Origin of the sequence: Stenotrophomonas chelatiphaga (genome assembly GCF_032054965.1) — a bacterium.
In the GTDB taxonomy this organism is placed as follows: Bacteria; Pseudomonadota; Gammaproteobacteria; order Xanthomonadales; family Xanthomonadaceae; genus Stenotrophomonas; species Stenotrophomonas chelatiphaga.
This window is the reverse complement of the sequence record NZ_DAMBRS010000012.1, coordinates 52,338-72,620: the sequence shown is the minus strand read 5'-3', so window position 1 is coordinate 72,620 and position 20,283 is coordinate 52,338. Positions and strand designations below refer to the sequence as shown.

Annotated in this window: 17 protein-coding genes and 1 other RNA gene; 14 read left to right on the top strand and 4 right to left on the bottom strand. The window is 67.7% G+C overall.

Translation table 11 applies throughout. The features are described 5' to 3' along the window. The first annotated feature begins 75 nt into the window (after positions 1-75). From RTX79_RS14305 to RTX79_RS14295, 3 genes are all read left to right on the top strand, one after another. On the top strand, positions 76-2,712 hold the full coding sequence (locus tag RTX79_RS14305) for a fimbria/pilus outer membrane usher protein (protein ID WP_312684469.1): 2,637 nt from the start codon (positions 76-78) through the stop codon (positions 2,710-2,712). Between the two features lie 34 nt (positions 2,713-2,746). After that, positions 2,747-3,265 (top strand): fimbrial protein, encoded by a 519-nt coding sequence (locus RTX79_RS14300; RefSeq protein ID WP_312684468.1) that lies wholly within the window; start codon positions 2,747-2,749, stop codon positions 3,263-3,265. Positions 3,266-3,696: 431 nt separating this feature from the next. Continuing rightward, positions 3,697-4,290: a fimbrial protein gene (locus tag RTX79_RS14295; RefSeq protein WP_312684467.1), complete on the top strand. Its 594-nt coding sequence runs from the start codon at positions 3,697-3,699 to the stop codon at positions 4,288-4,290. Positions 4,291-4,333: 43 nt separating this feature from the next. Here RTX79_RS14295 and RTX79_RS14290 read toward each other — a convergent pair whose 3' ends face one another. Genes RTX79_RS14290 through RTX79_RS14280 form a run of 3 tightly spaced genes read right to left on the bottom strand, consistent with a single transcriptional unit; the run spans position 4,334 to position 7,834 of the window. Beyond that, complete coding sequence (locus tag RTX79_RS14290; RefSeq protein WP_312684465.1) at positions 4,334-5,722, bottom strand: FAD-binding oxidoreductase; 1,389 nt, start codon at positions 5,720-5,722, stop codon at positions 4,334-4,336. A gap of 32 nt (positions 5,723-5,754) precedes the next feature. Beyond that, positions 5,755-6,120, bottom strand: coding sequence for a YraN family protein (locus tag RTX79_RS14285; RefSeq protein WP_312684464.1), 366 nt, complete (start codon positions 6,118-6,120; stop codon positions 5,755-5,757). Continuing rightward, positions 6,110-7,834, bottom strand: a complete 1,725-nt coding sequence (locus RTX79_RS14280; protein ID WP_312684463.1) for a penicillin-binding protein activator — start codon at positions 7,832-7,834, stop codon at positions 6,110-6,112. Before RTX79_RS14280 ends, RTX79_RS14285 begins: the two co-directional genes overlap by 11 nt. A gap of 81 nt (positions 7,835-7,915) precedes the next feature. Here RTX79_RS14280 and rsmI point away from each other — a divergent pair, with 81 nt between their 5' ends. Both rsmI and rnpB read left to right on the top strand, forming a co-directional pair. Continuing rightward, positions 7,916-8,734, top strand: a complete 819-nt coding sequence (rsmI, locus tag RTX79_RS14275; protein WP_312684461.1) for a 16S rRNA (cytidine(1402)-2'-O)-methyltransferase — start codon at positions 7,916-7,918, stop codon at positions 8,732-8,734. A gap of 47 nt (positions 8,735-8,781) precedes the next feature. Beyond that, positions 8,782-9,130: RNase P RNA component class A (gene rnpB, locus RTX79_RS14270), an RNA gene on the top strand. A gap of 133 nt (positions 9,131-9,263) precedes the next feature. Here the strand turns inward: rnpB and RTX79_RS14265 are convergent. Then, positions 9,264-10,019 carry an NRDE family protein gene (locus tag RTX79_RS14265; RefSeq protein ID WP_312684460.1) on the bottom strand — a complete coding sequence of 252 codons (756 nt, stop codon included), beginning with the start codon at positions 10,017-10,019 and terminating at the stop codon, positions 9,264-9,266. Between the two features lie 324 nt (positions 10,020-10,343). On the opposite strand from RTX79_RS14265, the gene mraZ reads away from it, so the two are divergent. The 9 genes from mraZ to murG are packed head-to-tail and all read left to right on the top strand — an operon-like array spanning position 10,344 to position 20,267. Then, positions 10,344-10,790, top strand: a complete 447-nt coding sequence (mraZ, locus tag RTX79_RS14260; protein WP_042613641.1) for a division/cell wall cluster transcriptional repressor MraZ — start codon at positions 10,344-10,346, stop codon at positions 10,788-10,790. Between the two features lie 14 nt (positions 10,791-10,804). Then, complete coding sequence (rsmH, locus tag RTX79_RS14255) at positions 10,805-11,773, top strand: 16S rRNA (cytosine(1402)-N(4))-methyltransferase RsmH (RefSeq protein ID WP_312684516.1); 969 nt, start codon at positions 10,805-10,807, stop codon at positions 11,771-11,773. Next, positions 11,770-12,033, top strand: a complete 264-nt coding sequence (ftsL, locus tag RTX79_RS14250) for a cell division protein FtsL (RefSeq protein ID WP_042613642.1) — start codon at positions 11,770-11,772, stop codon at positions 12,031-12,033. The genes rsmH and ftsL overlap by 4 nt, the downstream gene beginning before the upstream one ends. After that, entirely contained in the window at positions 12,030-13,883 is a 1,854-nt protein-coding gene (locus tag RTX79_RS14245) for a peptidoglycan D,D-transpeptidase FtsI family protein (protein ID WP_312684459.1), read from the top strand. The genes ftsL and RTX79_RS14245 overlap by 4 nt, the downstream gene beginning before the upstream one ends. Continuing rightward, positions 13,880-15,370, top strand: coding sequence for a UDP-N-acetylmuramoyl-L-alanyl-D-glutamate--2,6-diaminopimelate ligase (locus RTX79_RS14240; RefSeq protein WP_312684458.1), 1,491 nt, complete (start codon positions 13,880-13,882; stop codon positions 15,368-15,370). Before RTX79_RS14245 ends, RTX79_RS14240 begins: the two co-directional genes overlap by 4 nt. Continuing rightward, on the top strand, positions 15,367-16,761 hold the full coding sequence (locus RTX79_RS14235) for a UDP-N-acetylmuramoyl-tripeptide--D-alanyl-D-alanine ligase (protein WP_312684457.1): 1,395 nt from the start codon (positions 15,367-15,369) through the stop codon (positions 16,759-16,761). Before RTX79_RS14240 ends, RTX79_RS14235 begins: the two co-directional genes overlap by 4 nt. Further along, positions 16,751-17,836, top strand: coding sequence for a phospho-N-acetylmuramoyl-pentapeptide-transferase (gene mraY / locus RTX79_RS14230; RefSeq protein ID WP_057507808.1), 1,086 nt, complete (start codon positions 16,751-16,753; stop codon positions 17,834-17,836). Before RTX79_RS14235 ends, mraY begins: the two co-directional genes overlap by 11 nt. Next, positions 17,836-19,182 carry a putative lipid II flippase FtsW gene (gene ftsW, locus RTX79_RS14225; protein WP_312684455.1) on the top strand — a complete coding sequence of 449 codons (1,347 nt, stop codon included), beginning with the start codon at positions 17,836-17,838 and terminating at the stop codon, positions 19,180-19,182. Before mraY ends, ftsW begins: the two co-directional genes overlap by 1 nt. Further along, a complete protein-coding gene (gene murG / locus RTX79_RS14220; protein WP_312684454.1) occupies positions 19,179-20,267 on the top strand; it encodes an undecaprenyldiphospho-muramoylpentapeptide beta-N-acetylglucosaminyltransferase in 1,089 nt (362 codons plus the stop codon). Before ftsW ends, murG begins: the two co-directional genes overlap by 4 nt. Positions 20,268-20,283 lie beyond the last annotated feature (16 nt).

The following is a 20,283-nucleotide window of genomic DNA, read 5'->3' as shown; positions in this document are numbered from 1 at the left end:
CTCTTGAATCTGCAGGACGAATACGCAAGGGCGAACGGAAAAGCGCGATGCGCATAGCGTTACCGCGGATGATCCGTGTTGCCATGGGAGAAACTGTATTCGGTCATCATTCCATCTGATGGTTTTGTGCGCTGCACAAAATACAGTTTTCCCGATGGTGCGGACGCGGCTGGGCACCTAACGTCGCACTCCTTCCAACGCGACGGGCTGCGTGCCCGATACGTAATGTCCACCAAGTGCGCAGATTCAATTCAACAGTTAAATCGACTTGCCGTCGCAATTGCGTGGTTGCTGGCCGGGTCCCCCGTAAGCGCAGCAACCGTCCCCCCGCCGCAGTTCAGCGGAGGATTCATGCTGGGTGGGAAATCAATCGACACGCAGCATTATCTTGACCAAGCTCGATTTGCCGATGGCGTGCACGCACTCGACGTCGTGATCAATGGGAAATGGCATGCGACCGCTGACATCGCGTTTGAGAGCGGCGAACCCTGCATAGGCCTGTCCATCATCGAGAGTCTTGGATTGAAGGCCGATCAGTTGGAAAAGCTGATCGCACACCCTGAGGGGTGCAGTCCGCTGGGGCAGCTGATCGAGGGCGCCACCGTCGTCGTGGACCAGGCAGAGCTGGCGCTGCGCATCGGCATCCCGCAGGCGGCGCTCGCCTCCAGCGGGCGCGGCGACGTACCGGTGCGGCAGCGCGATCAGGGAATCACCGCGGGATTCATCGATTACAGTTTCAATGAAAGTCGCAGCCAGCGTCGCAGTGCACGCTATCTGGCGCTGCGGACCGGGGTGAATGCCGGCGCCTGGCGGCTGCGGCACAGGGTCGCGCTCAGCCGGGATCCCGCCTCCACGCGCTACGCCGTGCTGGGCACCGAGCTGCAGCGCGACCTGCCCGACTGGAACAGCCAGCTGGTGATCGGCCAGGCCCACACCGGCGGCGAACTGTTCGCTGCGGTTCGCTTCACCGGCGTGCGCTTAGCTACCGACGAACGCATGCTGCCGGACGCGCTCCGGGGCTATGCGCCGGCCGTTCGGGGCGTCGCCAACAGTAACGCGCGGGTCAGCATTCATCAGAATGGTCGGTTGATCCATGAAGTTCACGTCGCCCCGGGGCCGTTCCTGATCGACGATCTCTATCCAACCAGTTTCGGCGGTGACCTTCAGGTCACCGTTACCGAGACCGACGGACGCGAGCAGCGGTTCAACGTGGGATTTTCCGCGGCGGCGCAGGCGCTGCGACCCGGCGCGACGCGGCTCAGCGCGGCCGCCGGCACGCTGCGTGAAACGGGAGGTCGGGCACACCACTGGCGTTTCGTAGAGGCTACCTATGCACGCGGCATCAGCAATCCATTGACCCTGCTCGCCGGCACGCAGCTTGCTGATCACTATGGCGCGGCGCTGTTGGGTGCAGCGTTCGCGACACCGTTGGGTGCAGTGGGACTGGACCTGACCCGGTCACGGATGTCGTGGCCGGGGCATGGACCGGTTACCGGCAACAGCATCCGCCTGAACTATCAGCGCTATATCCGGGCTACCGCCAGCCATGTGGCGATGACGGCCTATCGCTACGGCCGCAGCGGCTTTGTGACGTTGGCTGAAGCGGCGCGTGCGGATGCCGACTGCGGGGCCGCGCGATCATGTCCGCGGCAGCGCTACCAGGCGACGCTGTCGCAGCAGCTGGGGTCACGGGGCTCGCTGTTCTTCAGCGGCGGGCGCTCCACCTACGGGAGCGAAGGACGTCCACGCAGCGATATGCAGCTTGGCTTCCAGAGTACGTTCGGCCACCTCACCTATGGCGTTTCGGTCATGCGCTACCTGGCTGCACAATCGCAGCAGACGACCCACTATGCGCTCACCGCCAGCCTGCCGCTGGGCAGCAGCGCCGGCGCACCGCATGCGCACGCCCTGCTGAACCCCGCGCAGCGGGGTTCACGGTTGCAGCTTGGGCTGAGCGGAACCGCCGGCGATACACACAACCTCAACTACAGCGCGTCTGCGCATGCCGCGAGCGGGCAGGCGCGCAGTTTCAGCAGCAACGCGGCCTACCGCACCAGCGCCGGCACGCTGTCGGCCGGTTACAGCCAGCAGGGGGACAGCCGCAGCGGCAACCTGGGGGTAGCGGGTAGCGTGGTCATCCATGACGGCGGTGTCACCGCAGGGCCATCAGTGGGCGACGGGTTCGCGTTGATCCAGGCCAAGGGTGCACGCGGTGCACGGGTCGGCAGCGCGGATGGCATCCGCGTCTCGCGCGACGGCTTCGCGGTGCTGCCGCATATCAGCCCCTACCGCTGGAACCAGATCGAGCTGGAGCCGGCCGACCTGCCACTGGACGTTGAACTGCAGCAGACCGCGCAGCGCGTCGCGCCGACCGCAGGCAGCATCGTGCGGGTGACCTTCACTACGCGCGCGGACCGCACGCTGTTCATCGATGCGACCGACGCCGCAGGCCAGCCGCTTCCCTTCGCCGCCGCGCTGCAGGACGAGTACGGGCACGCGAAGGGCGCAGTGGGGCAGGGCGGCGTCATCCAGCTGCGCGGTGCGTCGCACGCCGGCGTGCTGATCGTGGATCCACATGGACCGCATCGTTGCCGTCTGCAGTACCGCATCCCCACCACCGCCGATGCCTACGGACTGCTGTGGGATGCGGCGCAATGCCTGCCTTTTGCGTCTGCGGACACTTCAACCCCCAGCGCGTCCGCAGCGCGATGACCTTGATTTCTTTCAACCCACAATGGAGTTCTCCATGAATCGTTTCGCTCGATCCACCGCCTGTGCACTGCTGCCGTTCAGCCTGCTTGTCCTCGCTTCCGCCAGCCGTGCCGATACCGCCAAACTGAGCATTTCCGGCCGGGTGAACCCTGGCACCTGCACCCTGGTTGCAGCGCCGATCCAACTCGCCCCCTTGCGTGCAGACGAGTTGAACCAGGGCGACAATGCGATCAAGACGGGTGCGCTGGAACTGAAGAACTGTGTCGGCGTATCCACTGCAACCCTGAGCTTTGATGGCACGGCGGCTGATGGCGATGCAGAACGGTGGAAAAACACCGCGGGCAAGACACCTGCGGCGGGAGTGACCATTGCGCTGCTGTCCGGTACCACCGGCACCACCTATCTGAAAAAGGGCGACAGCGTTGCGGTGCCGGTCGCCGGGGCTGCCGGCAAGCTGGATATCCGCAGCGGCTACCATCTCGCCGGAGCCCCGGCGGGCTTGGCACCGGGGGCGGTCAGCACCGAAATCACCATCACCGCGGATTACAAATGAGCAGGAGCGCAGTGCTGGCACCTGGGCATCTGCCCAGGTCTGCCAGTGGATTGATGCTTGCTGCTGCCCTGCTGGTGGCGACCGGAGCAGCGTCTGCATGCAGCCGCGTAGTCCGCCACGATGCGTCGAGCGACGCTGTCACGATACGTAATGAGACCAATCCGGATGTAGAGCTGACCGGTTGGCGTGGTGCTCCCTCGTTGAGGTCGGGCGAGTTCGATGGGTGTCCTCACACGCGTGATGTTGAGGTCGAGTTCACCCCGAACTTTCCACGACTTGAACTGGTTCGTACGGTTCGAATAGACGGGGAGATATATCCGGCGTACGGATGGAGCAGAACCTCGCCACTGGTCGTTTTCAGATTGGTCTCGTTCGCTTGGGCTTCAGGAGTGAGCCGCCATGCCGCTGTCTGGATAGACCGGAAGCTGCGCATGCCGGCCAGAACCGGAGGGACGGGTCTGGGCAACAGCAACGATCTATTTGCCGGCCTTGGTTACAAACTGATTGCACGCGGTGGCCCCATGTCCGGCGGCGCCATGCCCGCGATGCAGGGCTCCACCCGTATCCTTGCCTACCCTGGCGCAGGGAACGTCCAGCACAGCCACACCGCCGACGTTCTGGTCCCGGCGCTGCCATGCGCGTTGTCGGACACCACGCTGGTGCTGCCGACGATCACTGCGGCTGATATCGTCCAGCCGGGCGCGACGGCAGCGACACGCCCGCTGGAGGTGACCATGCGCTGCCCCTCGGCGGGAAGCAACGTGCGCCTGACGTTGGAAGATGCAAATGGCAACAGCGCACGCATCGGTGAGCTGGTACCGGCCGCAGGTTCCAACGTAAAGGGGGTACGGCTGCGCATGCTGCGCAACGGCCAGCCAGTGGCATTCGGCGTGCCGTGGGATCACGGCACGCGGCAGGACGGTACCAATACGATCCGCTTGGAGGCGCAATACATACGCACCGACGGCGTGTTGCAACCCGGCGCACTGCGCGGCGAGGCGCGGCTGACCGCCGACTATCCCTGAAGCGATCAGACCCCCCACCGTGCCTCGCCTTGCGGGGGCGCGTTCAGTCCGGCCCGGGCAGCACCTTGCCTGGATTGAGGATGCCGTCCGGATCCAGCGCGGCCTTGATCGCGCGCATTGCTGTCAGGGTCTCCGGGGTGAAGGCCTGCGCCATGAAATCACGCTTGGCCAGGCCGATGCCATGCTCGCCGGACAGCGTGCCCTCCAGTGCAAGGGTCAGCGCGAAGATACGTGGCAGCGCGGCGTGGGCACGCGCGCTTTCGTGCGCATCGTCCGGGTGATACAGGATGTTCACGTGCAGGTTGCCGTTGCCGGCATGGCCGAAGGTCACGATGGTCAGGTCGAACTCGGCGGCCAGGGCCTGCACGCCGCTGACCAGTTCCGGAATGCGCGAAACCGGCACCACCACGTCTTCGTTGATCTTGCCCGGCGCGATGCTGCGCAGCGCCGGCGACAGCGCCTTGCGTGCCGCCCAGAGCTTCTCGCGCGCTGCGCCTTCCATCGCCACGTCCAGCGTGATCATGCCATCGCCTTCGGCGGCGTTGGCCAATGCCTGCAGCAGGTAGGGCAAGGTATCGTGGTCGCCGTCGGCTTCGATCAGCAGCATGGCCCCGGCGTCGGGTACATCGGCGCCATTGAGGCGCAGCAGCTGCAGGCTGCGCGCGTCCATGAACTCCAGTCGCGTCGGCACCACCGGCTGCCCCATCACCCGCGATACCGCCTGCGCGGCGGCATCGGCATCGCGGTACAGCACCCGCAGGCCGGCCTGGGCGACTGCCACCGGGGTCAGCTTCAGGGTGGCCTCCACGATGATCGCCAGCGTGCCCTCACTGCCCACCAGCAGATGGGTCAGGTCGTATCCGGTGGCATCCTTGGTGTAGGCGCCACCGCAGCGGATCAGGTCGCCGGTGCCGGTCACCGCCACCAGGCCGAGCACGTTGTCGCGGCTGGTGCCGTACTTCACCGCGCGCGGCCCACCGGCATTGCAGGCCAGGTTGCCGCCGATGCTGCAGATGTCGGCGCTGGACGGGTCCGGCGGCCAGAACAGGCCGTGCGGCGCAAGCACCTGCTGCAGGTCGCCATTGAGCACGCCCGGCTCCACCACCGCACAGCGATCGCCTGCATGTACTTCGAGGATCCGCGCCATGCGTGCCAGCGACAGCACCACGCTGCCCTGCAGCGGGACGGCGGCGCCGGTAGTGCCGGTGCCTGCGCCGCGTGCGACCACGGCCACCCGATGCCTGCGGCAGGCACGGACGATGGCCTGCACCTGCTCGCGGGTGGACGGCAGCGCGACCGCCAACGGCAACTGGCGGCGCCAGGAATTGTCCTGCGCGTTTGCATCCCGCGCAGCGGCGTCGGTTCGCCAGCCGTCCGTACCGAGCAGCAGGGACAGTTCGGCAACCAGCGCGGCGGGCAGTTCGGTGTTCATGTTGATTCCAGCAGAAGCAAGGGGAGGGGCGCTCAGCCGTCCAGCCGGAACGCGTCACGCAGCCACTGCAGGCGCGGCGGTTCACCGCTGGCCTGCACCACGTCGAAGCGGCACGGCTGGTTGCACAGCGCCGGGTGCGCCTGCAGGTACAGCTGCGCGGCCAGCACCAGCCGCTGCTGCTTGCGGCTGTCCACCGACGCGGCGGCGCCGCCGAAATCGGCGCGGGCGCGGTAGCGCACTTCGACGAACACCACGGTGCCACCGTCGTCCATTACCCGGTCCAGCTCACCGCCGCGGAAGTTCACGTTGCGGTCCAGCACCGTCAGGCCGGCCTCGCACAGCAGGCGCTCGGCGGCCGCTTCGACCGCCGCGCCACGCCGGGCCCTGTCAGTTGGCACTGGCGATCGGCATCGGCCGCCCGCCGCTGAAGGTCGACCACGCCGGCACGCGCAGGATGTTGCCACCGCCGTCCAGGTACAAGGTGCCGGTGGCGCCGGACAGTCCGCCCTGGGCGGCCAGCGATTCCATGTACGCGCTGATCTTCCACGCATCGAAACCGAAGGCGAACAGGCGACCGGCCGCACCACGTGCGCTGGGCAGCATCTGGCCGGCGGTGCCGGCGCTGGGCAGGCCGGCCACGCCGCGCACGTTCCAGGCCTCGTTCGGATAGATGATGCCATCCAGCGCCACGTCTTCTTCCGGCTTGCCGCTGCCCACGGTCAGCTGCGAAGTGCCTACGCGGGTGCCGCCGCCGACGCCGGCCAGGGCCAGCTGCGGGGCCAGCTGGCGGGCCTGCGGGGCACGCACCGCCAGCAGGACGCCGTCGGCCTGTCCGGCAGCGCGCAGGCGCGCGCTGATGTCGCCCACGGTGTCCGCCACGCCGATCGTGGCCAGCACCTGCCCGCCGCGCTGGGTGAAGCGTTCGGCGAACGCGGCGGCGGTGCGGCGGCCGGTGTCATCACCGCTGTGCAGCACGATCACCTTGGCGCGCTCACGGCCGCGCAGGTACTCGGCGGCCATCACGCCGTCGTCTTCCGGCGCCAGCGAGAAGCCGGCGCTGCCGGCTGGCGGTGCATCCTTGCCGCGGTTCAGCGCCAGCACCGGTACCGGCAACTGCGCGCGGCCGTAGACGGCATCCACTTCGTCGCGCCCCAGCGGGCCGACGATGAAGTCCGCACCGCTGCTCACGGCCCGGTCATAGGCCGACAGCGCGCCGGCCGCAGTACCGGCGGTATCGATGAAATCAATTTCCGGCTTGCGCCGGGTTTCGCCGTAGTAACCGGTCAGCAGGCCATCGCGCACCGGCTGCGCGGCGGTGGCCAGGCGGCCGGTCAGCGGCAGCAGCACGGCCAGCTTCACCGGCGGCCGGTAGCCATCGCTCATCGCCGGCGGGCGCTTGCTGGTGTCGAACTGCGCGGTGGCTGCATCGCGGTCGAACGGACGCGGCAGCGGCAGGCCGCGTGCGATCAACGCACGGCCGGCGAAGTTGTACAGCGGATCGTTGGCCGGCAGCGCGGCGGCGCGCGCCTGCAGGGTCGCGTCATCCAGCGTGCCGAGCAGGCCGATGATCGCCGACTGGTTGTCGGTGCGCGGCTTGCCGGACAGGCCGACATTGGCGCGGGCGCGTTCCTGCGCGGCACCGAAGGCGTCCCCGGTGGCCTGCAGGGCAGCGGCGCGGGCCAGCTGCCAGCGCGGTGCCAGTGCCGGCAACAGCTCGGTGGCCGGTTCGGACAGGGCGGCCAGCGCCTGCGCGGGTTGCTTGTCGGCCAGTGCCAGTTCGGCGGTGGTCAGCAGGTAGCGCTGGCGGCTGGCGGCGGACAACTGGCGCGGCTGCAGCTGGGACAGCAGGCTGCGCGCGCGCGTTGCATCGCCGGCTTCATGCCAGGCGAACGCGGCATCGGCCAGCGCATTGCTGCGTGCGGCGCCGCGCAGGGTGCCTGCCAGGCCTTCCAGCTGCATCGCCGCATCGCGCGGCCGGCCCTGTTCGATCAGCAGCAGGGCCTGCCCTTGGGCCGGTGACTCCGGTGCGCTGGTGAGGCTGGTCGTGGCGCAGCCAGCCAGCAGCAGCAGCGACAAGGACAGGGCGGAGATCCGGACGACAGGCTTGTTCATGATCAGGTCCATGCAGTAAGGGCAGCGGCCGTGGCCGGGTACACGCTAGGATTCTACCCTTGACCTTGGAGTGCCGCTGAAATGACCGTTGCCACGCTGTATGTCGTCGCCACCCCGATCGGCAACCTTGCCGACCTGAGCCCGCGCGGGCAGGAGGTGCTGCGCACGGTGGCGGCAATCTGTGCCGAAGACACCCGGCGTACCGGCCAGTTGCTGTCGCATTTCGGCATCTCCCAGCCGCTGGTGGCCCTGCACGACCACAATGAAGAGCTGCTGGCGCAGCGCATCGTGGCCCGCCTTCAGGCCGGCGAGTCGCTGGCGCTGGTCAGCGATGCCGGCACCCCGCTGGTCAGCGACCCGGGCTTCCGGCTGGTGCGCGCGGCGCGCCAGGCCGGGATACGGGTCAGCCCGATCCCCGGTGCGTGCGCGGCGATCGCCGCACTCAGCGTGGCCGGCCTGCCCAGTGATCGCTTCACGTTTGAAGGCTTCCTGCCGGCCAAGGCCAGTGGCCGTCGTGATCGGCTGCAGGGCCTGGCCGGGGAACTGCGCACGATGGTGTTCTACGAATCCTCGCACCGCATCACCGAGTCGCTGGCCGACATGGCCGCGGTATTCGGCGGGGAGCGCCCGGCGGTGCTGGCGCGTGAGCTGACCAAGCTGTTTGAAACCGTGCTCGACGGGGACCTGCGCAGCCTGCAGCAGCAGGTGGACGCCGACGAGAACCAGCGCAAGGGCGAGTTCGTGGTGATGGTGCAGGGCGCGGCCGATGACGAACAGGCACAGCTGGCCGAAGGCCGTCGGGTCTATGCCACGCTCAGCGAGCACCTGCCGCCGTCCACTGCGGCCAAGCTGGCGGCCGAACTGACCGGTGCCCCGCGCAAGGCGCTGTACGGCAGCTGATCATCGCCGCCCCCGGAAACGGGCGGATATGGGAGAATGCACGCGGCGGAGTCGGCCAGACAGTCGCGTCATCCTTCGGGATGCCGAGGAAAGTCCGGGCTCCACAGGGCAAGGTGCCAGGTAACGCCTGGGCGGCGCAAGCCGACGGAAAGTGCAACAGAGAGATACCGCCGAACGGCCTTCGGGCGCGTGGTAAGGGTGAAATGGTGCGGTAAGAGCGCACCGCGAGTCTGGCAACAGACCGGTACGGCAAACCCCACCTGGAGCAAGACCAAATAGGGACCTCATGGCGCGGCCCGCGTCGGGTCCGGGTAGGTTGCTTGAGCGTTGCGGTGACGTAACGCCTAGAGGAATGACTGTCCACGACAGAACCCGGCTTATCGGCCGGCTCCGCCACCTTTCATCGCATTGGCGATGAAGCGCCCCTGGTTTGCTGCGCAAGCCATGGGGCCCGGCGGCACCGTGCCCCCAATCCCCGCGCCTGTCGGCGCGCCCCCTTTTACCAAAGGCGGCTCTGGACCCAGATGCGTTATTGGAAACTGAGCTGATCCTGGCCCAAGGCGGCGCCCTGCGGCCCGAACCGTCGTTCGTGGATTGCACCCCGGCCGTCGTGGTCGATGAGGATCAGGGTACTGGCGCGGGTGCCGTAGTCGTCGCCGCGGATGAAGGCCGGGCTGAGCCAGCGTTCGCGTTCCAGTCCGATCCCGGTGTCCGGGAGGTCGGCATCGGCAGGCCGGTGTTCATCGGCCAATGCCGTCCACAAGGGCTCCAGCGACGACGTGCCGCTATCGATCCACGTGCCCAGCGCGTCCATCAGCCGTCGCGTCTTCGGCCACGGTGCGTCGAGCGCCCCATTGGAAAGGCCGTGGATGCCGGGTGCCAGCTGCTGCTGTTCGGATGGGTGGTTGCCGAGGAAGTGCAGGGCCTGCGCATCTGCCAGCAGCAGGTTGAACGGGGCGTACGTCGCGGCGACGCGCGACAGCCGGTCGGCGTGCACGCCAGCCGCTGCGCTGCCGCGCAGGTAATCGGCGACCAGCGCGCCGCGTGAGGGCCCGGTCTGCGAGGCCAGTGGATCGCGCACGTTGGTCACCACCGCCATCCGCGCGCCGGCACCGACGCCTGTCCACCCACCGCCTGAACGCAGGTCGCGCCCGCCCATCACCTGCGGCGCGTCGGTCCAGCGTGACAGCGGCGCGGTCGGCCGGGCGTGGAACTCATCGCGGTTGCCGGCCATCACCAGGCGCCAGCGCGGGTGGTGCAGCCAGGCCAAAGCAAGCAGGCACATGCGTTCCATTGTGCTGTTTTGCGCAGTTGCCCGCTACGCAATCCGCACGATCAATGAATGCGAGGCGAAGGTTTCACGCCCCCTACACACCCCTGAACTTCGACGAAATCTCAAAATTTGAGACGAAACAGCCACTTGTGGATAAGCCTTGAACAAGTCTCTAAAGATCGCTGCAAGCTATTGATGAGACAGGCGATTTCCTGTTCCAAAAGTTGTTGACAACCCTTTGACCGCTGATAAGGTGGGCAACAGAGGGAAAACCGGGTCTTTTGTGGTTTTTCGTGGTTCAATGTTTCATCACGCTGAAGGAAAGGTGCACGCGTCGTGTTTCAGGGCGAGACGGCCATCACAGTTGACGACAAAGGGCGCATGGCGGTTCCAACCGTTCATCGCGACCTGGTCGCGCGCGTGAGCAACAACCGCTTGGTCCTGACCTACAACCCCTTCGAATCCGGCTGCCTGTGGCTGTACGCCGAATCGGAGTGGGAGCGTGTCCGTGACGACGTCATGGCCAAGCCGAACACGCAGCGGGTAGTGCGCCTGCTGCAACAGAAACTGGTCGGTTCGGCCGCACATCTGGAGCTGGACGGCAATGGCCGCATCAGCATCCCCGCCAGCCACCGCGGCGCGGTGGGCATCGAAAAAAAGGCGGTATTGCTGGGCATGGGTGACAAATTTGAACTGTGGAGCGAGCAGGCACACCGCGCATTGATCCAGCAGACGTTGTCTGACGAGGATCTGGGCGATGGGCTTCTCGACCTGAAATTGTGAGCCGGGGTGCCCGGGTGCGCGGAGCAGCGCAGACCGGTCACCTCCCGGTGTCGCAGTCGCCGGCGGGTCATCTGCCGGTGCTGTACACCCAGGTCCTCGACGGCCTGAGGGTGATCGAAAACGGAACCTACCTGGACGGCACGTTCGGCCGCGGCGGTCATGCGCGTGGCGTGCTGGAGCAGCTCGGCGCGGGTGGCCGGCTGCTGGTCATGGACAAGGACCCGGACGCCATCGCGGTGGCCGAGCGCGACTTCGCGCCGGACCCGCGCGTGTCCATTTTCCGTGGCAGCTTCGCCCAGCTGCTGCAGTGGGAGGCAACCGCCGCCGGCCTGGATGGGGTGCTGTTCGATCTCGGGGTGTCTTCGCCGCAGCTGGACGTTGCCGAGCGCGGTTTCAGCTTCGGCAAGGACGGCCCGCTGGACATGCGGATGGACCCGGACAGCGGTGAAAGCGCGGCGCAGTGGCTGGCGCGCGCCGACGACACCGAAATCGCCGACGTGCTGTGGACCTATGGCGAAGAGCGCCAGAGCCGCCGCATCGCGCGCGCCCTGGTCGCCCGCCGGCAGAAGCAGGCCTTCACCCGCACCGCCGAACTGGCCGATGCCATCGCTTCGGTGATGCCGCGTGGCAAGGACAAGATTCATCCCGCGACCCGCAGCTTCCAGGCGATCCGCATCCACATCAACCGCGAACTGGCCGACCTCGAGGCCGGGCTGGATGCGGCGGTGGAACGGCTCAAGCCCGGTGGCCGGCTGGCCGTGATCAGCTTCCATTCGCTGGAAGACCGCATCGTCAAGCAATTCATGAACCGGTTGGCCAAAGCGCCTCCGAGCAATCGTCGCCTGCCCGAACAGCAGGTCTTCGTGCCTACGCTGGACCTGATCGGCGGTGCCATCAAGGCCAACGACGACGAACTGTCCGGCAACCCGCGCGCCCGCAGTGCAGTGCTGCGCGTGGCGCAGAAGCGTGAGGTCGCCGGATGAGCCGGTTGATTTTGATCGTGCTGCTGGCCTGCACGGTCGCTTCGGCGATCGGGGTGGTGTTCGTGCGCCATCGCCATCGCCAGACCTTCATCGAACTGGCCCGCGCCGAGCGCGTGCGCGATGAGCTGAACATCGAATTCGGCCGGTTGCAGCTGGAACAGGCGACCCTGGCCGAGGCCAACCGGGTCGACCAGGTGGCGCGTGAAAAACTCGGCATGAAGTTCCCGGAAGCCGCCGACGTGGTGGTGGTCCGTCCATGAACAAGACCGGCCGCAACCGTCCCCGCAACGCCTTCAACCTGCGCCAGCGCCTGCGCTGGGTGGCGCTGGCGCTTGGCCTGTGTTCGGTGTCGCTGGTCGGTCGTGCCGCCTACGTGCAGTTGATCAACAGCGATTTCTACCAGCGCCAGGGCGAGGCGCGCTACCTGCGCGAACTGCCGATCAAGACCTCGCGCGGGATGATCACCGACCGCAACGGCGAGCCGGTGGCGGTCTCCACCCCGGTCGCTTCGATCTGGGTCAACCCGCAGGAACTGCTGCGCACGCCGGATCGCATTCCGGAGCTGGCGACCGCGCTGGGCCTTTCGGTGGACGACCTGAGCAGCCGCCTGAGCCAGAAGGCGGACAAAGAGTTCATGTACCTGCGTCGGCGCATCAACCCGGACGATGCGGAAAAAGTGGTCGCGCTGAAGATTCCCGGCGTTGCCGCGCAGCGCGAGTTCCGCCGCTTCTACCCGCAGGGCGAAGCGATGGCGCACGTGCTCGGCTTCACCAACATCGACGACCGCGGCCAGGAAGGACTGGAGCTGGCCTTCGACGAATGGCTGCGCGGCGAAGCCGGTGCCAAGCGGGTGATCCGCAACCGCAAGGGCGAAACGGTGGAAAGCGATCTGCTGCGCGCCGCCACGCCGGGCAAGGACCTGACCCTGAGCATCGATCGCCGGATCCAGTTCCTGGCCTACCGCGAACTGCGCAATGCGCTGGTTGCCAACAAGGCGGCGGGCGGTTCGATCGTGATCATGGACGTGGCCACCGGCGAAGTGCTGGCGATGGTCAACCTGCCCACCTACAACCCGAACTCGCTCGATGGCGCGGTGCCGGACACGCGCCGCAACCGCGCGGTGACCGATCTGGTCGAGCCGGGCTCGACGATGAAGCCGCTGACGATTGCGTCCGCGCTGCAGGCCGGCGTGGTCACCAAGGACACCATCATCGACACCAACCCCGGCTACATGTCGCTGGGGCGGTACACCATCCGCGACGTGCCGCGTAACAACGGCGTGCTCAACGTCACCGGCGTGATCACCCGCAGTTCGAACGTCGGCGCGGCCAAGGTCGTGGCCAAGATGACCGACCAGGTGTTCTACGATTCGGTGCACAACTTCGGTTACGGCAGCCGTCCCGGCAGCGGCTTCCCCGGTGAATCCGGTGGCGTGCTGCCGCGCCCGGCGCGCTGGAGTGGCTCGTCCAAGACCACCATGTCCTACGGCTACGGCCTGTCGGTGACCCCGCTGCAGATCGCCACGGCGTATTCGGCGCTGGGCAACGGCGGAAAGCTGATCCCGCCGACCTTCGTCAAGGGCCAGCACAACGAAGCGCGCCAGGTGGTCGATGCGGAAGTCGCCAAGGAAGTGGTGGCGATGATGGAGACCGTGGTCACCCAGGGCGGCGCCAAGCAGGCGGCGGTGCTCGGTTACCACGTGGCCGGCAAGACCGGTACCGCACGCAAGGCCGGCCCCGGTGGTTACGAACGCGGCCATTACAACGCGCTGTTCGCCGGCGTGGTGCCGGCCAGCAATCCCCGCTTCGCCACGGTGATCGTCATCAACGATCCGCAGGCGGGCAAGTATTACGGCGGCCTGGTGTCGGCGCCGGTGTTCCACAACGTCATGGACGGCGCGCTGCGCCTGATGGACGTGCCGCCGGATGACATCCAGTCCTGGTTGACCGCGCAGCAGTCGGGCAAGACCGGGCATTCGGCCTCGGTGCTGCCGACGCCGCCGGCGGACGTGGTGTTGCCGGCCGATGCCGCCGCTGAATTCGACGCCGCGCTGCCGACCGCCGCGCAGGCCCCCGCGCCGGCCCCCGCACCGACGGGAGGCACGCAATGAGCCGTAGCATGCTGCTTTCGACCCTGCTTCCCGATGTCGCCCTGGGCGGCCGCGAGGTGACCATCACCGGCCTGGTGATGGACAGCCGCGCGGTGCGTGCCGGCGATGCGTTCGTGGCCATCGCCGGCTTCGGCGCGCATGGCCTCGGTTTCGTCGACCAGGCGCGTGGCGCTGGTGCGTCGGCGATCCTGTTCGAACCCCCTGCGCCACAGGAGCTGCCCGCACCGGCCGATGCCATCGCCGTGCCCGGGCTGCGCGCGCGCATGGGCGCGATGGCCGACCAGTTCCACGGCGCGCCATCGCGCGCGATGCGCATGGTCGGGGTGACCGGCACCAACGGCAAGACCTCCACCGTGCAGCTGCTGGCCCAGGCCTGGCACCTGCTGGGCACCCGCAGCGGCAGCATCGGCACGCTGGGCGCCGGGCTGTTCGGCGATGTGCAGCCGACCGGCTTCACCACCCCGCTGGTGCTGCAGATGCATGCGCTGCTGGCCGGGCTGCGTGACGCCGGCGCGCAGGCGGTGGCGATGGAAGTCAGCTCGCACGCATTGGACCAGGGCCGCGTCGATGCCGTGCACTATGACGTGGCGGTGTTCACCAACCTCACCCGCGACCACCTGGATTACCACGGCGACATGGACACCTATGGCGCGGCGAAGGAGCGGTTGTTCCACCGCCCGGGCCTGCGTGCATCGGTGGTCAACCTCGACGATGCCTTCGGCCGCGTGCTGCATGCGCGCCTGCCGGCCGGCCAGCAGGCGATCGGCGTGAGTTCGCGCGATGCCGCCGGCGCTGCCGTACGCGCGCGCGACATCGTGCTGGACGGGCAGGGCCTGGCGTTCACCCTGCAGATCGCGAACGACACCGCAGAGGTGCGCTCGCCGCTGCTGGGTCGCTTCAACGTGGACAACCTGCTGGCCGTGGCGGGCACCCTGCACGCGCTGGGCCATCCGCTGGCCACTATCGCGGCGGTGCTGGGCCAGCTGCAGCCGATCCACGGGCGGATGAACCGCCTCGGCGGCGCGGCGGGCCAGCCCACCGTGGTCATCGATTACGCGCATACCCCGGATGCCCTGGAACAAGCGTTGTCCAGCCTGCGCGGCCATGTCGCCGGCCAGTTGGCCTGCGTGTTCGGCTGCGGCGGCGAGCGTGATGCCGGCAAGCGCCCGCAGATGGCGGCGATCGCCGAACGCCTCGCCGACCGGGTGACGGTGACCGACGACAACCCGCGCGGTGAAGACGGTGACCGCATCGTGGCCGACATCCTGGCCGGTTTCAGTGATCTTTCGGCGGTGCACGTGCAGCGCGACCGCGCGCGTGCCATCGCTGCGGCCGTTGCCGCGGCAGGCGACGGCGACATCGTGCTGATTGCCGGCAAGGGCCATGAGCCCTACCAGGAGATCAACGGCGTCCGCCACGCCTTCGATGACACCGACGTGGCTGCGGCAGCGTTGGCGTCACGTGCGCACGTGGAGGGCGTGGCATGAGGCGCACCCTGCTTTCGCTGATCGCGCATTGGGCCGGTGGCGAAATCCATGGCGACGACGTCGCCATCGATGCCATCAGCAATGACACCCGGCAGATGAGCTCCGGCAGCCTGTACGTGGCGCTGCGCGGCGAGCGCTTCGACGGGCATGATTTCGGCACCGATGCGCAGGCGCGCGGCGCGAGTGCGCTGCTGGTCGAGCGCCTGCTGCCGCTGAACCTGCCGCAGGTGCTGGTCGCCGACAGCGAACTGGCGCTGGCCCGCATCGCCGCCGGCATGCAGCGCGATCGCAGCGCTGGCGTGTTCGCCATCACCGGCAGCAACGGCAAGACCAGCGTGAAGACCCTGCTGCTGGATATCCTGCGCCAGCATGCCCAGGCGGCACACAAGGTGGTGTATGCCAATCCGGGCAACTTCAACAACGAAATCGGCCTGCCGCTGGCGGTGATCGCCGCGCCGGAAGATGCGGATTTCGCTGTCTATGAAATGGGCGCCGGCAAGCCCGGCGACATCGCCTACCTGACCGACATCGTGCGTCCGCGCTGGTCGCTGGTGAACAACATCGCCGCCGCGCACCTGGAGCGGATGGGCAGCCTGCAGGGCGTGGCCAGCACCAAGGGTGCGATCTACGCCGCGCTGCCGGCCGATGGCGTAGCGGTGATCAACGCCGACGACGCCTTCGCGCCGTGGTTCGAACAGCATTTCATCGGTACCCCGCCGCGTTGCGGCGTGCTGCGTTTCGGCCTGGACTACAGCGCGGACGTGAGCGCATCGGCGATCCGCTTCGACGCTGCGGGCAGCCACTTCGTGCTGCACACGCCGGCCGGCGAGGCGTCGGTATCGCTGCCGTTGCCGGGCCGCCACAACATCGGCAATGCGCTGGCAGCCACTGCGCTGGCACTGGCGGCGGGCATCCCGCTGCAGCAGGTCGTGGCCGCGCTGGCCGTCACTGAACCGGTGCCGGGCCGCCAGATCGCCCATCGCCTGCCCAATGGCGCGGTGCTGGTGGATGACAGCTACAACGCCAATCCCGGCTCGCTGGCGGCGGCCATCGATGCCCTTGCCGGCAGCGGCCAGGACGGCTGGCTGGTGCTGGGCGACATGCGCGAACTCGGCCCGGACGCGGTGGCACTGCATGCGCAGGCCGGCCAGCGCGCGCGCCAGGGCGGCATCAAGCGCCTGTATACGCTGGGTCCGCTCAGCGCTGCCGCGTCGGCTGCATTCGGCGACGGTGGACGACATTTCGAAACCCATGACGCCCTGGCGCGCGCGCTGCAGGACGACCTGCAGGCCGGCGTGCGCTGCCTGGTCAAGGGATCCCGTGGCAGCGCCATGGACAAGATCGTGAAAGCGCTGCTCGCGCAAGGAGAGGAAGCCCCCCATGTTGTATGAACTGGCTCGATGGTTGCAGCAGCTGGAGAGCTCGTTCGGGCTGTTCAACTACCAGACGTTCCGCGCCATCCTGGCGGCGCTGACGGCGCTGTTCCTGTCGCTGTGGATGGGCCCTGCGGTGATCCGCCGGCTGGCCCAGTTCAAGGGCGGCCAGCCGATCCGCACCGATGGCCCGCAGACCCACTTCGCCAAGGCCGGCACGCCGACCATGGGCGGCTCGCTGATCCTGCTCACCGTCACCTTGGCCGTGCTGGCCTGGGCCGACCTGAGCAACCGCTACGTGTGGCTGGTGCTGGCGGTGATGATCTGCTTCGGTGCCATCGGCTGGTACGACGACTGGATCAAGATCGTGCGCCGCGACCCGAACGGCCTGAAGTCGCGCTACAAATACCTGCTGCAGTCGATCTTCGGCCTGGCGGCGGGCCTGTTCCTGTACTTCACCGCCGACGTGCCGTCCGCGCTCACCTTCTACATCCCGATGTTCAAGTCGGTGGCGCTTCCGCTGGCCGGCATCAGCTTCGTGGCCATCGCCTATTTCTGGATCGTCGGCTTCTCCAACGCGGTCAACCTGACCGACGGCCTGGATGGCCTGGCGATCATGCCGACCGTGCTGGTGGCGTGCGCGCTGGGTGTGTTCGCCTATGCATCGGGCAACGTGGTGTTCTCCAACTACCTGCAGATCCCGCAGATCCCGGGTGCGGGCGAGCTGGTGATCATCTGCGCGGCGATCGCCGGCGCCGGTCTGGGCTTCCTGTGGTTCAACACCTATCCGGCCATGGTGTTCATGGGTGACATCGGCGCGCTGGCGCTGGGTGCGGTGCTGGGCACCATCGCGGTGATCGTGCGCCAGGAACTGGTGCTGGTGATCATGGGCGGCGTGTTCGTGGTCGAGACGCTGTCGGTGATGATCCAGGTCGCCTCGTTCAAGCTTACCGGCAAGCGGGTGTTCCGCATGGCCCCCATCCACCACCACTTCGAACTGAAGGGCTGGCCGGAGCCGCGCGTGATCGTGCGCTTCTGGATCATCTCGGTGGTGCTGGTGCTGGTCGGCCTGGCCACGTTGAAGGTGCGCTGATGAATGACCTGTCGCGCCAGGCAACACGCCTTGAAGCCATCGGAGGCCACTTCGACAAGTGGCTGCTCGGCGCGATCATCGCGCTGACCGGGCTGGGCGTGGTGATGGTCGCGTCCAGTTCGATCGCGCTGATGAGCAGCCCGTTCTACTACCTCAACCGCCACCTGATCTTCCTGGCGGTGGGCATCGTGCTGGCCGGGCTGGCCATGCGCACCGAACTGAAAACCATCGAGCAGTACAACCAGTTGCTGCTGCTGGGCTGCTTCGCGCTGCTGATCGTGGTGTTCATCCCCGGCCTCGGCAGCAGCGTCAACGGCGCCCGGCGCTGGATCAACCTCGGCGTTTCCAAGTTCCAGACCGTCGAAGCGGTCAAGGTGCTGTACATCGTGTGGCTGTCCAGCTACCTGGTGCGCTTCCGCGATGAGGTCAACGCCACGTGGCCGGCGATGCTCAAGCCGCTCGGCGTGGCCGGTGCGCTGGTGGTGCTGATGCTGCTGCAGCCGGACTTCGGCTCGTCCACCCTGCTGCTGGCGATCACCGCCGGCATGCTGGTGCTGGGCGGTGTGAACATGCCGCGCATGTCCATGCCGATCATCTTCGGCATGATCGGCATGACCGCGCTGGCGATCTTCGAACCCTACCGCATGCGCCGCATCACCTCGTTCCTGGATCCGTGGGCCGACCAGCAGGGCGACGGCTACCAGCTGTCCAACGCGCTGATGGCCGTGGGCCGCGGCGAATGGACCGGCGTCGGCCTGGGCAATTCGGTGCAGAAGCTGTACTACCTGCCTGAAGCCCATACGGACTTCATCTTTTCGGTGACCGCCGAAGAGCTGGGCTTCATCGGCACCTGCCTGATCGTGGCGCTGTATGCGCTGCTGGTGGGGCGCACGATGTGGCTGGGCATGCGCTGCGTGGAAATGAAGCGGCACTTCTCCGGCTACATCGCCTTCGGCATCGGGCTGTGGATCAGCATGCAGAGCTTCGTGTCGATCGGCGTCAACCTGGGCATCCTGCCGACCAAGGGCCTGACCCTGCCGTTGATCTCGTCGGGCGGTTCCAGCGTGCTGATGACCTGCGTGGCAATGGGCCTGCTGCTGCGCGTGTCCTATGAACTGGACCGCGCCGAGCGCCGCCACGCGGTGCGCATGGGCGGTGGCGACGATGCCAGCGAGGACGTGGTGCGCGCACCGGCCGGCGCCGCGCCTGCCGCCGTTCCCGGGCGCGTGGCCAACGTCGCCGGCCGCCAGCAGACGAGCACGCACGCACCGGCGCAGGACACCGCTCCGCGTGGCACCAGCCGCCTGCAGACGCGTATCGAGCCGACCTTCGGGAGGCTGTCATGAGCGCGCGCGCTTCTGCCGATCGCCCGGTGATGATCCTGGCCGGTGGCACCGGCGGCCACATCTTCCCGGGACTGGCCGTGGCCCGCGTGCTGCGCGAACGCGGCATCCCGGTGACCTGGCTGGGGGCCGTGGGCCAGATGGAAACGCGCCTGGTGCCGCAGCATGACGTGCCGATCGACACGCTGGACATCGCCGGCCTGCGCGGCAAGGGCAAGCTGGCCCTGCTGGGCGCGCCGTGGCGACTGCTGCGCGCAATCCGCCAGGCTGGCTTCATCCTGCGTGACCGCCATCCGCGCGCGGTGATCGCATTCGGCGGTTATGCCTCCGGACCCGGCGGTCTCGCCGCGCGGCTGCATGGCCTGCCACTGCTGGTACACGAACAGAACCGTGCCCCCGGCATGACCAACCGCTTCCTGTCGCGCTTCGCGCAGCGCGTGCTGACCGGTTTTCCCGGCAGCTTCGCCGCACGCGAAGAAGCCGTGGGCAACCCGGTGCGTGCCGAGATCGCTGCCATCGCGCCGCCCGAACAGCGCTTCGCCGGCCGCAGCGGTCCGCTGCGCGTGCTGGTGGTGGGCGGCAGCCAGGGCGCGCGCGCACTCAACACCGGCGTGCCGCAGGCGATCGCCGCGCTGGGTGCAGCGTATCCGGTGACGGTGCGTCACCAGAGCGGCGAAAAAATGCACGGCGAAGCCGTGGATGCGTACGCCAAGGCTGCCGTCGAGGCAGAGATCACCCCCTTCATCGCCGACATGGCCGATGCCTTCGCATGGGCGGACGTGGTGGTCTGCCGTTCCGGTGCTTCCACCCTGGCCGAACTGTGCGCGGTCGGCGTGGGCAGTGTGCTGGTGCCGTTCCCGGCCGCCGTCGACGACCACCAGACCCGCAATGCCGAGTACCTGGTCGAGCGCGATGCCGCCGTGCTGTTGAAGCAGGGCGACGCGCTGGTGACCGGCATCACGTCACTGTTGCGTGAACTATCCGAAAATCCCGCCCGCCGCATGCAGATGGCGAAAGCCGCACGTGCGCTGGCCAAGGTCGATGCCGCAGAGCGCATCGCCGATATCATCCTCGAGGAAGCTGTATGAACAACGTGCCGCGCCA